Below are 13,601 nucleotides of genomic sequence, written 5' to 3'. Positions count from 1 at the left end.
ATCAGTTTTTCGCCTGGTCGGTTGCAGCCGGGGTTGCAGCCTTGGCCTTGGCCGGAGCGGGCTTCTTGGCTGCTGGCTTGGCCGGGGCCTTTTTGGCGGCAGGCTTGGCAGCTGCCTTTTTGACCGGGGCCTTTTTCGCCGGGGCTTTAGCGGCAGGTGCAGGTGCAGGCACGTCCTGCACAGCAACCATTTCCGCTTTCGGTGGGTTGGCCGAGTTGTACTTGCTCAGCAGCGCCAACATAGTTGTACGCTGTGTGAACATAATTTCCATGCGACGGTTCAGCGCACGGCCCTGGTTGCTGTCGTTGGCAGCACGTGGCATCAAGTCGCCCATGCCACGCAGCATCAGGCGATCCTGCTTCAAGCCGCTGAGGCTGAAGATCGAAGCGATCGATTGCGCACGCTCTTTGGTCAGGGCCTGGCTTTGCGCCTCGGCACCCGTGGTGTCGACGTGGCCGAGTACCAGCACGGCGGTTTTCGGGTCGCCTTCAACGGCCTTGGCAACACGGGTAAACGGACCCAGGGTGACGGGCAGCAGCATGCCTGGGCGTTTTGGGTTGTACGAACCATCTACCGGAGCGATGACCACCAGTACGTTGTCGCGGCGCTCAAGTTGCAGGTTGCTGTCCTTGATCGCAACACGCAGGCGCGGCTCGTAGTCGTCCAACCAGGCCTGGGTGATTTTCGGATCAGGCATCGGCACGTTGGTCACGTCAACCTTGGCCAGTGGTTTTGGCTTGCTTTCAAATGGCCACCACCAGTGGGTCTCGCTGTCGGTTTTGGCTACGGCTGGCGCTGGAGCGGCGGCAGGTGCCGGGGTAGCAGCCTTGAGGTCGGCTTTCAGGTCGGCCTTGGCATCGGCGGCCTTCTCGTCGGCGCTCTTGGAGGAGAACGGCCACCAGCTGGAGCCGGTGTCAGCCTTCGCTGCTGGAGCCGGGGCAGGCGCGGCTGCGGCGGCTACCGGTGCGGCAGGCTTGGCGCCAGCGGCCGGCTTGGCGTCGGTTTGGGTCACTGCGTCCTTGGTAGTGGCCTTATCAGATCCAAATGACCACCAATGTCCGCCATCGGCATCATTTTGTGGTGTTTGTGCGCAGCCAGTAATAGTGAGGCAAAGCGCCAGTGCCAAGGACTTGTTCGATAACATGAGATATCCACAAAATGAGAAAAAACCAGGGGTCTGGATGACCCGTTAAACAGACGCTTAGAGAAGAATAAAGTTACAACTTTTCGCTCAGCGTCTTCTTATAGTTGCCTTTGTAACAAAAAAATGTGAAACGGCAAGGGGTTTACAGACAACCGGCCAATATTCCGACCAACTTCTGTGCTCGCGGGTCCATTAGTACATAAGGCCCCAATGTATTAGTCACGAAACCGAACGCTACATCATGTTCAGGGTCGGCAAAGCCCACTGAACCACCGGCGCCAGGATGACCAAATGCACGTGGGCCAAGGCCGAACGTAGCGTTGGGTAGCTGCGGCTGATCCAACATGCAACCCAGTCCGAAGCGGGTTTGTGTCAATAATGTTTTATCCGGCCCGATACTGTGTTCGCGGGTCAGTTGTTCGAGCATGTCGGCTTCCAGCAAACTTCCGTCCAACAAACCGCTATAAAAACCCGCCAGGCTGCGTGCATGACCGTGGCCATTTGCCGCTGGCTGCTGCATGCGCCGCCATTCAGGTTTATTAGTGCTGGTCAGAATAGACGGTGGATTGGCAAATGCCCGTGTAGTCATCGCATTCGGTTCACGCATCATTACTTGCAGTAACCGTTGCGCGGCTTCATCGCCCATATTGCCTTTGCTGCGCGCAATATGTGCAACACGATAAAACTCTTCATCCGCCAGCCCCACGTGGAAGTCCAGCCCCAACGGCCGCGCCACCCGCGCCACAATCGATTCACCCGGCCCACGCCCGTCAGCGCGGCGCAGCAACTCCCCGACAAGCCAGCCGTAGGTGATCGCCTCGTAGCCATGCCCCTGGCCCGGTGTCCACCAAGGCGCTTCAGCGGCCAAGGTGTCGACCATCAGTTGCCAGTCGTACAGGGCTTCGGTGGGCAGCATTTCGCGGATCGCCGGCAACCCGGCCTGGTGGCAGAGCAACTGGCGCAGGGTGATGGCTTCTTTTCCTGCAGCAGCGAATTCCGGCCAATACTTGGCTACAGGTGCGTCCAGTTGCAGCTTGCCTTCAGCCACCAATTGTAGGGCAGTGACGGCAGTGAAGGTCTTGGTGCAGGAGAACAGGTTGACGATGGTGTCGCTGTGCCAGGCCTCGGCACCGTCCTTATCGGCAGTACCGGCCCACAGGTCGACGACGGTTTCACCGCCGATCTGGATGCAGAGTGCGGCGCCACGCTCTTGCGGGTCATCGAACAACGCGGCAAAGGCTTCGCGTACCGCTTCGAACTGGAGTTCGTAATGACCCTGAACCTGCACCTGGACGTCCTCGGAAAACACGCTAAAAAGAGGACGACATTGTTCCAGTCATTGTAGGTTTTGTGAACCCGTCAGCCCTCAATCAATGGCCATTGCCGCCGTGCCCGCCAGCGTGCCCACCGCCCTGCCCCGCGCCTTTGCCTTCATGCCCGCCGTTGCCGTTTTCACGCTCGCGCACAACGCTGGCGGCCTTGGCTTTTTCAGCTTCCTTGCCCAGTTGGTCGACCGCCGCCAGGTTGCTTTTACGCACGCTGTCGACAAAGCCCTGGAACGGCACATCGGTGATACCCACCAGACCGAAGTGGCCGTTTTCACCGTCCAGCAAGCGGCCGGTCAACGGCTGATCGAGGTATTGGAACCAATGCACGCCAACAATCGACGGCTCGGCCATGGCCTGCTTGAGGAAGTTGCCATAGGCCACGCCCCGGTCCTCCTCCCTGGCCAACTGCGTCACACCGCCCCAGAACGGGCCGCGGTCGGTGGAGCCGAAGTTGAATTCGGTGATCAACACCGGTTTGTCCAACTGTCGCAAGGCGGCGAAGTCGTAACCGTCCTGGGGCTTGAGGGTGTACATATTGAAGCTCAGCACGTCGCAATACTGGGCGCAGGACGCCACGGCTTCCGGCGTGCTCACGGCATAGCGGCCACCCAACAGCAGTTGGTTGGGCGCGTGCCATTTGAGCGAGTCGGAAATGGTCTTGAAGTAGGCGTCGGCAAAGGTCTTCTGGAAGTATTTGAAGTCGGCTTCGATCTCCGGATGCTCGGCGCTGGGCATCGGCGGCTCAAAGCCCGGGTCTTCCATCAGTTCCCAGCCTGCCAGGTGGATACCCCAGGCTTTCGACAGGCCTTCTTCATTACGGTATTTGTCACGCAGTTGCTTGAGGAACGCGCGCTTGGCCGGTACGTCAGTGGTCATGCGCAAGGTGCCATAAGCCAGGGCGTAGCGAGACTTCGGGTCATCGCCAGGACCGGCCCAGGCCAGCTCATTATCGGCAAAGAAGCCGATCAACCAGGGATCGTCCCGATGATCACGAGCGGCAATGGCCACGGCACGCTCGGTGGCCATGGCAAAGCGCGGGTCGAACGGGTCAGGCATACCGCCCCACCAGTCGGTACCGGTGCTGATGCTGGCGTAGTCACCCACAATCGACAGCGGCAAGGTGTACGGCACGCGGCCTGCCGTGGCCAGGTCGGGATCGCTCCAGTTGCCCACGGTGTTGAAACCCCAGGCTTGCAGACGGTCCAGGGTGTGGGTGACCCAACGTTTCTGGTCGAAACCGTCACCGCCATACGTGCGCTGCAAGTTGGCACCGTAGAAGTCATACCAACGCCCCGCACCAAAGCTGCGACCCTCGCCCGCGCCGTTGCCGGTACGGTTGTCGCTGCTGCCGTAGTACTTGTCGAAGGGCTCGCCTGCCTTGGGCAGTGCGGCGAACATCCATTCACGACCGGCCACGTAGGTCTGGCTGTTGTCCGGCGCCACGGTGTTCACGCCCAGCGAGTAAAACGGATGACCTTCCGGCGTCACCAGGTACCAACGACCGTCACGTTTTTCGGTACGGAAAAACCCGCTGGCGTCGAACGCCGGGCCTTTGTTCCAACCGCCATATTGGTCCAGGGCGGACTTGTCCCGCGTGGCCAGCCAGCCCTGGAGCTGTTGCTGCTCTTTGACGGCGGCGGCCTTGAGTTGTTCGTCGCTGCTGACTTTTTCCGGCCAGCGCGCACGGGTGGACTGGCCATAGGCGTCCACCAGTTCGCTGTAGGCGGCCTTGAGCACCGGCTCGCTGTCCTGCACGCCAAAGCGCTCCAGCAAGATGCTTTGGGCGGCGTTGGGCTTGATCATCGACAGGGTCACCGAAACCACCTGGCTGCGGTCAATTTCCCCGGCGCTGCTGCCCAGCAATACGCGTTGCCCCTCAACGGTAATCGGCATCGGCGGGCCGGCTTTCATGCCTTGGCTCAGCGGCGAGTTGGCTTGCAGCGGGATCAGCAGCGTCTGGGCCGGGCCGGCAGGGAGGTCGATGCGGCTGAGCAGGGTTTTGCCGTCAGCGCTCTGCACCCTGATATAGAGGGTCAATGCCCAGTTCATGGCACTCTGAATGCGCAGGCTCATGGCGCTGGATTGTGACCAGTCCCAGGTACCGGTTTGCGGGCTGAGCACCAGGCTCGGTTCGGCCGCCGGGTTGAAGGTGATACGGCGCAACACTTCGCCTTCCGCGGTTTGCTCTGCGTTGTATTGCGGCAGGCTGGCGTCCTGGGTCGCCACCTTGACCACATCGGCAGGCCGGACGAAGTTGAACAGTGTCTGTTGCCCGGCAGGCGCGGCCATCAAAGGCGCAGCGAACAACAGGGCAAATAGAGCAGGCAGCGTGCGAATCATACGAACAAGGTTCTCCCAAACGGCCGATGAATGGCCTGATGACATAAATCCATAGCAGTGAGATAGACCACGAAGTGGGCGAATCCGCCCACGGTGGCTTAAGAAATTTCGCGCCTGAACGGCGGCAAGGCATTCAGGATAGCCTTGCCATAACGCTGGGTGACCAAACGGCGGTCGAGCAAGGTGATGGTGCCCCGGTCCTCCTCGGTGCGCAGCAAGCGACCGCAGGCCTGGACCAGCTTCAAGGAGGCATCCGGCACCGAGATTTCCATGAACGGGTTGCCGCCCCGCGCCTCGATCCACTCGGCCAGGGCCGCTTCGACAGGATCATCCGGCACCGAGAACGGGATCTTGGCAATGACCACGTGCTCGCAGTAGGCACCGGGCAAGTCCACGCCTTCGGCGAAACTGGCCAGGCCGAACAGCACGCTGGAATCCCCGCCGTCGACTCGCGCCTTGTGCTTGTTGAGGGTTTCCTGCTTGGACAGGTTGCCCTGGATAAACACTTGCTTGCGCCAGTCGCGGTCGAGGCCGTCAAACACGTCCTGCATTTGTTTGCGCGACGAGAACAGCACCAGGGTGCCACGCGAACCTTCCACCAACTCCGGCAGGTCACGGATGATCGCGGCGGTGTGGGCAGCGGCATCCCGCGGGTCAGCCTTGAGGTCCGGCACCCGCAACACGCCAGCGTCGGCGTGATGGAACGGGCTCGGCACCACGGCAGTGACGGCCTTTTTCGGCAAGCCGGCGCGCATGCGGAAGCGGTCGAAGGTGCCCAGGGCGGTCAGGGTGGCCGAGGTCACCAAGCAGCCGTAGGCCACGTTCCACAGGTTACGCCGCAGCATTTCGGCGGCGAGGATGGGGCTGGCGTTGACCTCGATATCAAACAGCGCACCGCTTTCCGACAGGGTCAGCCAACGGGCCATGGGCGGGTTGTCTTCCGGGTCTTCGACCGTGAATGCGGTCCACAGCTCCCAGTTGCCCTGGGCACGGGACAGCAGGCTGCCGAACAGCGGGTACCACTCCTCGGCCTGGTTGCTGGCGATGCCGATGTTGACCTCGCCGTCCATGCCCTCTTTGAGCAAGTCGGTGAGGCGGGTAAACAGGTCGGTCAGGCGCGAAAAGCCCTTCTTCAACTCGATGCCCATCTCGCGCATGTGCTCGGGGATCAAGCCGCCGACAAAGCGGTGACGGGGCCGTTCGCGGCCTTCCACATCTTCGCCGGGCTTGAAGTCGGCGACCTGCTCGCAAGCGCTGAACATGAACTGCTGCTGGGTCTTGATCTCCCGCGCCAGCTCCGGCACCTGTTCGATCAGCTTGCCCAGGTCGCCGGGCAGCGGGTGCTGGGCCAGCAATTTGGTCAGATTCTTGGCGGTGGACTCCAGCCAATCAGCCGTGGAGCGCAGGCGGGTGTAGTGAGCGAAGTGGCCGATGGCCTTGTCCGGCAGGTGATGCCCTTCGTCGAACACATAGAGGGTGTCGCGCGGGTCTGGCAGCACAGCGCCGCCGCCCAGGGCCAGGTCTGCCAACACCATGTCGTGGTTGGTGACGATCACGTCGACCTTGCCCATGCCTTCGCGGGCCTTGTAGAAGGCGCACTGGCCGAAGTTGGGGCAATGGCGGTTGGTGCACTGGCTGTGGTCGGTGGTCAAGCGTGCCCAGTCGGCGTCTTCCAGGGCGGTGGGCCAACTGTCGCGGTCACCGTCCCATTTATTGCCGGCCAGTTTCTCGATCATGCTGGTAAACAGCTTCTGGCTGACTTCATCGACTTCGATCTTGAAGCCTTCTTCCTCGAACAGCGAGGCCGTGGCGGTTTGCGCGTGGCCTTCTTGCAGCAAAACGTCGAGCTTGGACAGGCACATGTAGCGGCCACGCCCTTTGGCCAGGGCGAACGTGAAGTTCAAGCCGCTGTTGCGCATCAGGTCGGGCAGGTCTTTGTAGACGATCTGCTCTTGCAGGGCCACGGTGGCGGTGGCGATCACCAAGCGTTTGCCGGCGGCTTTGGCCGTGGGGATCGCGGCCAGGCTGTAGGCCACGGTCTTGCCGGTGCCGGTGCCGGCCTCGACGGCCACGACCGCGGGCTCACCTTCGCGACGACCTTCGTCGTCGGTGTCGATATCCCCGAGGACCTTGGCCACTTCGGCGATCATCAGGCGTTGGCCGTAGCGCGGTTTCAAGCTCTTGGCTTCGAGAAAACGCGAATAGGCGCCCTGGATCGTGGTTTTGAGTTCAGTGCTGATCATGGATAGTCGGGCGCAAAAAACGCTGGATAAATTTTCAGTGGTTCGGATCGGCCGCTATCATACCCCGCTAATTAATCCCGCGCAGAACGGAGTACTTCAATGACCGTGTTTAGCCTCGCTTACACCCTGCATGTATTAGCCGCCTTGATCTGGGTTGGCGGCATGTTTTTCGCTTGGATGATCCTGCGCCCCGCCGCCGTGGCGGCACTTGAGGGCCCTGCCCGACTCAAGCTGTGGGCAAATGTGTTTCAACGTTTTTTTGTGTGGGTGTGGGTCGCGGTGGCGATTTTGCCGATCAGCGGTGTCGGCCTGCTGCAACTGCGCTTCAGCGGGTTTGAGACCGCGCCGCGTTATGTGCAGGTGATGATGGGGTTGTATTTGGTGATGACGGCGCTGTTTATCCGCATCCAGGCACTGAAATTCCCGGAATTGCGCACGGCGGTGGTGGCTGAGGATTGGCCGGTGGGCGCTGCAGTACTGGGGCAGATTCGCCGGTTGGTGGGGATCAATTTGATTGTTGGGTTGGTGGTGGTGGCGATAGCTTCGGCCAGGCCGATGTTCTGAAGGCCATCTTTAGGGCCCCATCGCGGGCAAGCCCGCTCCCACACTGGACCGCGTTCATCTGAACAACTCGATCAAAGGTGGGAGCGGGCTTGCCCGCGATGGCTTCAGAACAGGCGACTCAGAGCCGTTGGATGGTCACAGCACCCGCAGGCCCCGCTGGCCCCGGCTGCCCTTCCAGCCCAGCGCGGCCCTTTTCACCACCATCGGCCTGGTACACCAGGCAGCCCTTGGACTGCCCACCACGCCCAGGTTTGCCCGCTGTACCGGCCAAACCGCCAGCGCCGCCGTCCACCCAGACCTTGATCTGCTCGGCCGGGAAGCTCTGCGGCAGTTCAACCCGCACCAACGCACCCGCCCCACCGGGCAGGCCATCGCCGCCGTTATCGCCATTGGCGCCGCGCCCCGCCGAACCCCAGGTGCAACCTGGGTCCACGCCGTTGGCACCATCCAGCCCGGCATAACCCTGGGCGCCGGCGCCGCCGCGCGCATCAATCGACAACTCATCAGCCGTCAGGGCATTGATGCGCAAGGTCAGGTCGCGCCCGGCCTTGGCAGGTTTTTCGTGAGTACCGGGTGCTCCGCGTGAGGTGATCTGGCTGCCGTGGTCCAGTTGCGCACGGCGCACTTGCAGTTGCAGCCCGGTGTTGCCGGGGGCAATGGCGATACGGGCTTCGCGCCCCAAGTGCAGTTCATCCACCGTGACCTGGCTGATAGTGGCCGGGATCAGCAGCGTGCCGTAGTCGGCCACGTCCAGGCGCTCCAGTTGCAACACGCTGGTGCTGCTAGGCAGGCGCATCAATGAATTGGTTTCAACGCTGACGCTCTGGGCCAGAGCTACGGGGCTGACCAACAGGGCCAGCAGTAAAACCTTACGCATCGTGGTGCTCCCCTAAGCGCTTAAAAAATGTGTCTTCAAAAAACATTTCTAGTTTTTTCTTTGGGCGCACAGTAACGACTTCCACAGGCGCTTTGCCAGTGAAGGATCAAAAAAGTTAATAAACGGGAGGTTAACGAGGGTCGCCAGCAATGCCCCTGTGGATCCCACAGGGGCAAGGGTTGTCAGCGGTTGATCTGGATTTCCACGCGGCGGTTCAAGGCGCGGCCTTCAGCGGTTTTGTTGTCGGCCACCGGATGACTTTCGCCGGCCCCGGTCACGGAAACAAAATTGCTGCGTGGCACGCCGGAGCCGATCAGGTAATCGGTCACCGAGTGGGCGCGTTTTTCCGAGAGTTTCTGGTTGTAGGCGTCTTTGCCGACGCTGTCGGTGTGGCCACTGACCCGCAGCTGGGCACTTGGCGCTTCTTTTTTCAAGCGAGTGGCGATGGTGTCGAGCTTGGTTTTATCCGCTGCGGTCAACTTGGCCGAGTCGAACTGGAAGTGCACATCGCGAATCACGATGGTTTCTTCCTTGACCACAACCACCTCTTCCACCACTGCGGCTACTGGCACGGGCGGGCACCCATTGGCATCGACCTGCACACCTTTTGGCGTGCCTGGGCACTTGTCACGGCTGTCCGGTACGCCATCGCCGTCCTCGTCGCCATCGCCATGCACCCAGCAGTAGGCGCCGGCCATGCCGCCGACCAACAAGGCGCCATAGCCCGCGTAGGCTGAACTTTGAGTTGCACCGATCGCGGCGCCGGTCACACCGCCAACGGCGGCGCAGGTGGGCCAATCGGTTTTTTGCAAGCCGGCACAACCTGTCAATACTCCGGTTAGCAGAACCAAGGGTAGAGCTGTCCGCATGATGCTCATCTGATTTCTCCTGAGGGGATCGGCGGGGGCCGACGAGTGGAGTAAAGACGGCTCCTTTCATCTGCGCCACTACGCCGCGCCCCTGTATTCATTGGGGATGCTCGTGCACAGCTGGCTTTTCGCGATCGCCCGCTCTAGGCCCGTACGCTCAGCCGCGTTAGTCTCTATGGCCCTGATGTGAGGATCTCTGATGACCGCTGGTATTTCTGCCCGTACCCCGCAGCAGGCCTTGGCCGCCTTGCTCGACCTGCACCAACCCAAACGCCTGTTGCTGCTGGGCGCCAGCCAGTTTCCCGCGCTGGAGGCATTTCAAGCGGCGCACCCTGAGACTCAGGTGTCCGTCGCCCCGCCTGGGCCGCTGCCACCGGAGCTTGCTGCGCAGCGTTTTGACTTGGCGTTGGTGGTCGATTGCCTGGAGCACCTGTCAAAACCCCAGGGCCTGACCTTGCTCGGCGGTATTCGCAACCTCAATGCCAGCAAGATCGCCGTGCTGGTGGACCTGGGTGCCTGCGACTGGAAAGACACTGACTTCTTCTCCCTGGCCCTGCAGGCCGGCGAGCGTTTCCAGCGCGATGAGCAGGTTCTGACGCTGTTTACCTACGATCTGCTTGACTATAAACAGGTGCCGGACTGGCTCAACGCCCGCTTCTGGGCCAACCCGGAAAATTTCGGAAAGTATTGGTGGTAACCCCGATGAGTACATCCATTTGCCCGTGCGGCAGTGGCAACCTGCTGGATGCCTGCTGCGGCCATTATCACGCTGGCCACCCGGCGCCCTGTGCCAGCGCGCTGATGCGTTCGCGCTACAGTGCCTACGTGCTGGGCCTGGTCGACTACCTGGTTGCAACCACGTTGCCCGCGCAACAGGCCGGCCTGGACCGCGACGCCATCGGTGCCTGGAGTGCCCAGAGCACTTGGTTGGGCCTTGAAGTGGAAAGCTCCGAAGTGTTCGGCGGCCAGCCAGAACACGCGTTCGTGACCTTCACCGCACGCTGGCATGACAGCACCGGCGAACATAGCCACCGCGAGCAGTCTTCTTTCGTACAGAATGACGGGCGCTGGTACTTCATCGACCCAACCGTGGAGGTGAAGGCCGGACGCAACGATGCGTGTTTGTGCGGCAGTGGGCAGAAATTCAAGAAGTGTTGTTCCAGCTATCTCTAACCCCTCACAGGACAGACGCCATGCTTCGGATCTACAGCTTGATGCTGGCGTTAACCCTGGGTCTCACCGGCTGTGCCTCGTGGTTCGAAAACGACGCCCCGCCGCCCCACGTGTCCTTGGTGAAAGTCGAGGTGGTGCGGGCCAAGTTGCTGGAGCAGAAATTCAAGCTGTACTTTCGCGTGGACAACCGCGACGACGCCGACCTGACCGTGCGTGGCCTCGTCTACAAGGTCAGCCTGGGCGACTTCGTGCTGACCGAAGGCGAGTCCAATGAGTGGCTGACCGTGCCGCCGCGCAGCCATGCTTTTTTCAAGGTGTCGGTGCGCACCAACCTCTGGCCGCAAATCCGCGACGTGGTGCAGATGCTGAAAAATCCCGACCAGCCCGTGCCCTATCGTTTGGAAGGCGAGCTCAAAACCGGATTATTCATCGGTTATGACGTGCAGGTGGCCCACAATGGCGAGATAATCCCCGGCGATTTTATTCCGGAGCGACATCGATGACTCAACAACCCCATGTCCATGGTCCTGACTGCAACCACGATCACGATCACCATGATCACGACCACGACCACGGCCATGTCCACGGCCCGAACTGCGGCCACGCTCACCAAGAGCCGGTGCGCAATGCATTGAAGGACGTTGGTCGCAACGATCCTTGCCCGTGCGGCAGTGAGAAGAAATTCAAGAAGTGCCACGGGGCATAAGCCACGCTAAAAACCAGATGTAGGCAAGCTTGAGTGGGAGCGGGCTTGCTCGCGAAGGCGGTGTGTCAGTCGCTGAATTCATACCTGACCCACCGCCTTCGCGAGCAAGCCCGCTCCCACATTGGATCGCATTTCAGGTCAGAGTTTGCGCTGGAACTGCAATTCCACCTCAAGCCCTCCTCCTTCCCGATTCCTCAAACTCAACCGCCCCTCATGCGCCCTGGCGATGGTGTGGGCAATGCTCAACCCTAACCCATATCCGCCGGTCTCGGCATTGCGTGAGCCTTCCACCCGGTAAAACGGTTCCATCACTTGCTCCAGCTGCTCCTGGGGAATCCCCGGGCCACGGTCGCTGATAACAATCTTCAAGCTGTCGGACTGGTCCTCGACCCGCACCACTACGTCACTGCCATAACGCACCGCGTTTTCCAGCAAATTCTGCACGCACCGTTTGAGGCTACGGGCGTAGCCCGGTAACGGTTGTTTCGCACGGCCTTCGATGCGCACGCTTTCACCGACGTCTTCCAGGTCCGCCTGCAAACTTTGCAGCAAGGCATTGATGTCGATGTTCTGCCGCGCCTCGTTGATTTCACCGCTGCTGACGAAATCCAGGGTGCTGGAGACCATGTGCTCCATTTCTTCCAGGTCACTGCGAAAACGCTCACGGGTACGGGTGTCCTCAAGCATCTCCGTGCGCAAGCGCAAGCGTGTGATCGGTGAACGCAGGTCGTGAGAAATTGCCGCAAGAAAACGCGTGCGTTCGGCAATGTTGGCAATCAGGCGTTGCTGCATCGCGTTAAAGGCCTGTGCGGCGCGGCGTACCTCGGTGGGCCCATCCAACGATAGCGGCGGGCGCTGAATATCCCGCCCCAAGGCCTCGGCAGCCTTGGCCAAGGCGTTGAGTGGACGGATGGCCAGGCGCACCGCTACCAGGGCGATCACCACCAGCACCAAGACACGCAACAGGTAAATGCGCATGACGTAATCGAACAGCAGGTCCAGTGGCGAGGTGCTGGTCCAGCCCTGCTCTTCACGGGCGTCCACCTGCAGCCAGCGGCCATCGGGCAGGCGCAGGTCGATGAGGAATTGCCCCACCACCGGTTTGGAACCGAGCAAGGTCGACAGCCCGGCGGTTTGCCCTTCGCCATCCACCAGCGACAGGCGCAGCAGGATCAGGGTCTGGGCGTAGCCGGTTTTCTCCGAGAGCACCTTCTTGATCAGCCGCTCGGTGGGCCGGTCGCTGTCAGTGAGGCTGCTGGGCGTATTGCTCGCTTGATCACTTAAGGTCAGGCGGAAATGCGGTGCATCCAGCAACTTGATCAACTGGTCCGCCTGCTGCGGATCGCTGTGCACCAGCCGCACCACATCCGCCAGGCGCGTGGCGATCAGCCGCGCAGGAATCTCCAGCACCTGGCCGTGGCGGCGGTCGTACCAGATGCTGCTGGTCAGGGCCTGTGCCGCGAGCATGCCGCTGACCAGTATCAGCACCAGCCGCCCAAACAGCGAACGCGGCAGCAGTCTCACGAGCCCAGCACCACATCATCAGCGGTGAGCATGTAGCCCTCGTTGCGCACGGTCTTGATCAGCCCCGCCGGCAATTGCGAGCGCAGGCGGCTGACGCATACGTCGATGGAACGGTCGAACGGCGTACTGTCCTTGTCGAACACATGGTTGAGCAGAAAGTCGCGGCTCAACGGCCGGTTGGGGTGCTGCAGCAACAGGCGCAACACGCGGTAATCCGAATTGCCCAGGCTGACCACCACCCCTTCCGGCGACAGCAGTTGCCGCGCCCGTGTGTCCAGTTGCCAGCCGGCGAAACCAATGCTCGGTGCTTCATCCAACCGTGCGCGGTCGGGAAAACTCTGCACCCGACGCAGCACCACCTTGATCCGCACCAGCAATTCACGCGGGTCAAACGGCTTGGGCAGGTAGTCATCGGCGCCGATTTCCAGGCCGACAATGCGGTCGATCAGCGAGCCTTTGGCAGTGAGCATCACCACCGGGGTGTTGGAGTTCACCCTTAATTCGCGGCACAGGCTCAGGCCGTCTTCGCCGGGCAGCATCAGGTCGAGGACGATCAGGTCGATGACGTTCAGTTCCAGACGCCGGCGCATCTCCTTGCCATCGGCGGCGGTGGATACCTGGAAACCGGCGTCGCTCAAGTAGTCGCACAGCAACTGGCGGATCTGCGGGTCGTCATCAACGATCAGGAGATGGTCTTGCTTGGCCATGGGCAATTGATCCGAAAAACTATAAAACGCAGCAAATAGCCGAAAGTTCAGCCAGCTGTGTACGCAAATGTAATGGAATGTTGTGGGAAACGATAATCACGCATCAGCGATACAAAGCCAGGGCAT

At 61.1% G+C, this 13,601-nt stretch carries 13 protein-coding genes; 5 read left to right on the top strand and 8 right to left on the bottom strand.

The features are described from left to right. Position 1 precedes the first annotated feature (1 nt). The 4 genes from CFE47_RS12615 to dinG form a co-directional block, all read right to left on the bottom strand. Positions 2-1,144 (bottom strand): OmpA family protein, encoded by a 1,143-nt coding sequence (locus CFE47_RS12615; RefSeq protein ID WP_286837444.1) that lies wholly within the window; start codon positions 1,142-1,144, stop codon positions 2-4. A gap of 142 nt (positions 1,145-1,286) precedes the next feature. Further along, complete coding sequence (locus CFE47_RS12610) at positions 1,287-2,432, bottom strand: serine hydrolase domain-containing protein (RefSeq protein ID WP_286837442.1); 1,146 nt, start codon at positions 2,430-2,432, stop codon at positions 1,287-1,289. Between the two features lie 82 nt (positions 2,433-2,514). Next, the gene (locus tag CFE47_RS12605; protein WP_286837440.1) at positions 2,515-4,812 is read right to left on the bottom strand and encodes a beta-galactosidase; all 2,298 of its coding nucleotides are present in this window, start codon (positions 4,810-4,812) and stop codon (positions 2,515-2,517) included. A 98-nt stretch (positions 4,813-4,910) separates the two neighbouring features. Next, complete coding sequence (gene dinG / locus CFE47_RS12600) at positions 4,911-7,055, bottom strand: ATP-dependent DNA helicase DinG (RefSeq protein WP_185707312.1); 2,145 nt, start codon at positions 7,053-7,055, stop codon at positions 4,911-4,913. 99 nt (positions 7,056-7,154) lie between these two features. Here dinG and CFE47_RS12595 point away from each other — a divergent pair, with 99 nt between their 5' ends. After that, positions 7,155-7,619 carry a CopD family protein gene (locus CFE47_RS12595; RefSeq protein WP_286837438.1) on the top strand — a complete coding sequence of 155 codons (465 nt, stop codon included), beginning with the start codon at positions 7,155-7,157 and terminating at the stop codon, positions 7,617-7,619. 118 nt (positions 7,620-7,737) lie between these two features. Here the strand turns inward: CFE47_RS12595 and CFE47_RS12590 are convergent, their stop codons facing one another. Continuing rightward, positions 7,738-8,496 (bottom strand): collagen-like protein, encoded by a 759-nt coding sequence (locus CFE47_RS12590; protein ID WP_286837437.1) that lies wholly within the window; start codon positions 8,494-8,496, stop codon positions 7,738-7,740. Between the two features lie 182 nt (positions 8,497-8,678). Then, entirely contained in the window at positions 8,679-9,374 is a 696-nt protein-coding gene (locus CFE47_RS12585) for a PA1041 family peptidoglycan-binding anchor lipoprotein (protein WP_185707317.1), read from the bottom strand. A 190-nt stretch (positions 9,375-9,564) separates the two neighbouring features. Between CFE47_RS12585 and CFE47_RS12580 the strand changes: the two genes are divergently transcribed. From CFE47_RS12580 to CFE47_RS12565, 4 genes are read left to right on the top strand one after another with little or no spacing between them, the layout of a single operon-like run. Then, positions 9,565-10,062 carry a DUF6231 family protein gene (locus CFE47_RS12580; RefSeq protein WP_185707319.1) on the top strand — a complete coding sequence of 166 codons (498 nt, stop codon included), beginning with the start codon at positions 9,565-9,567 and terminating at the stop codon, positions 10,060-10,062. 5 nt (positions 10,063-10,067) lie between these two features. Further along, the gene (locus tag CFE47_RS12575; protein WP_135310924.1) at positions 10,068-10,538 is read left to right on the top strand and encodes a YchJ family protein; all 471 of its coding nucleotides are present in this window, start codon (positions 10,068-10,070) and stop codon (positions 10,536-10,538) included. A gap of 20 nt (positions 10,539-10,558) precedes the next feature. Then, a complete protein-coding gene (locus CFE47_RS12570) occupies positions 10,559-11,041 on the top strand; it encodes an LEA/WHy family protein (protein ID WP_286837434.1) in 483 nt (160 codons plus the stop codon). Beyond that, entirely contained in the window at positions 11,038-11,244 is a 207-nt protein-coding gene (locus CFE47_RS12565; protein ID WP_057975615.1) for an SEC-C metal-binding domain-containing protein, read from the top strand. Before CFE47_RS12570 ends, CFE47_RS12565 begins: the two co-directional genes overlap by 4 nt. A gap of 138 nt (positions 11,245-11,382) precedes the next feature. Here CFE47_RS12565 and CFE47_RS12560 read toward each other — a convergent pair whose 3' ends face one another. Both CFE47_RS12560 and CFE47_RS12555 read right to left on the bottom strand, forming a co-directional pair. Next, positions 11,383-12,768 carry an ATP-binding protein gene (locus tag CFE47_RS12560; protein WP_286837431.1) on the bottom strand — a complete coding sequence of 462 codons (1,386 nt, stop codon included), beginning with the start codon at positions 12,766-12,768 and terminating at the stop codon, positions 11,383-11,385. Beyond that, positions 12,765-13,475, bottom strand: coding sequence for a response regulator (locus CFE47_RS12555; RefSeq protein ID WP_286837429.1), 711 nt, complete (start codon positions 13,473-13,475; stop codon positions 12,765-12,767). The genes CFE47_RS12560 and CFE47_RS12555 overlap by 4 nt, the downstream gene beginning before the upstream one ends. Positions 13,476-13,601: the final 126 nt, after the last annotated feature.

Origin of the sequence: Pseudomonas sp. PGPPP1, assembly GCF_002255865.1 — a bacterium.
GTDB classification, from domain to species: domain Bacteria; phylum Pseudomonadota; class Gammaproteobacteria; order Pseudomonadales; family Pseudomonadaceae; genus Aquipseudomonas; species Aquipseudomonas cremoris.
This window is presented reverse-complemented; position numbering and strand designations above follow the sequence as displayed.

Coding starts and splice junctions, on each gene's coding strand:
- CFE47_RS12555 (WP_286837429.1), bottom strand. CDS start 13,475: ATGGCCAAGCAAGACCATCTCCTGATCGTTGATGACGACCCGCAGATC.
- CFE47_RS12605 (WP_286837440.1), bottom strand. CDS start 4,812: ATGATTCGCACGCTGCCTGCTCTATTTGCCCTGTTGTTCGCTGCGCCT.
- CFE47_RS12575 (WP_135310924.1), top strand. CDS start 10,068: ATGAGTACATCCATTTGCCCGTGCGGCAGTGGCAACCTGCTGGATGCC.
- CFE47_RS12580 (WP_185707319.1), top strand. CDS start 9,565: ATGACCGCTGGTATTTCTGCCCGTACCCCGCAGCAGGCCTTGGCCGCC.
- CFE47_RS12565 (WP_057975615.1), top strand. CDS start 11,038: ATGACTCAACAACCCCATGTCCATGGTCCTGACTGCAACCACGATCAC.
- CFE47_RS12585 (WP_185707317.1), bottom strand. CDS start 9,374: ATGAGCATCATGCGGACAGCTCTACCCTTGGTTCTGCTAACCGGAGTA.
- CFE47_RS12570 (WP_286837434.1), top strand. CDS start 10,559: ATGCTTCGGATCTACAGCTTGATGCTGGCGTTAACCCTGGGTCTCACC.
- CFE47_RS12590 (WP_286837437.1), bottom strand. CDS start 8,496: ATGCGTAAGGTTTTACTGCTGGCCCTGTTGGTCAGCCCCGTAGCTCTG.
- dinG (WP_185707312.1), bottom strand. CDS start 7,055: ATGATCAGCACTGAACTCAAAACCACGATCCAGGGCGCCTATTCGCGT.
- CFE47_RS12615 (WP_286837444.1), bottom strand. CDS start 1,144: ATGTTATCGAACAAGTCCTTGGCACTGGCGCTTTGCCTCACTATTACT.
- CFE47_RS12595 (WP_286837438.1), top strand. CDS start 7,155: ATGACCGTGTTTAGCCTCGCTTACACCCTGCATGTATTAGCCGCCTTG.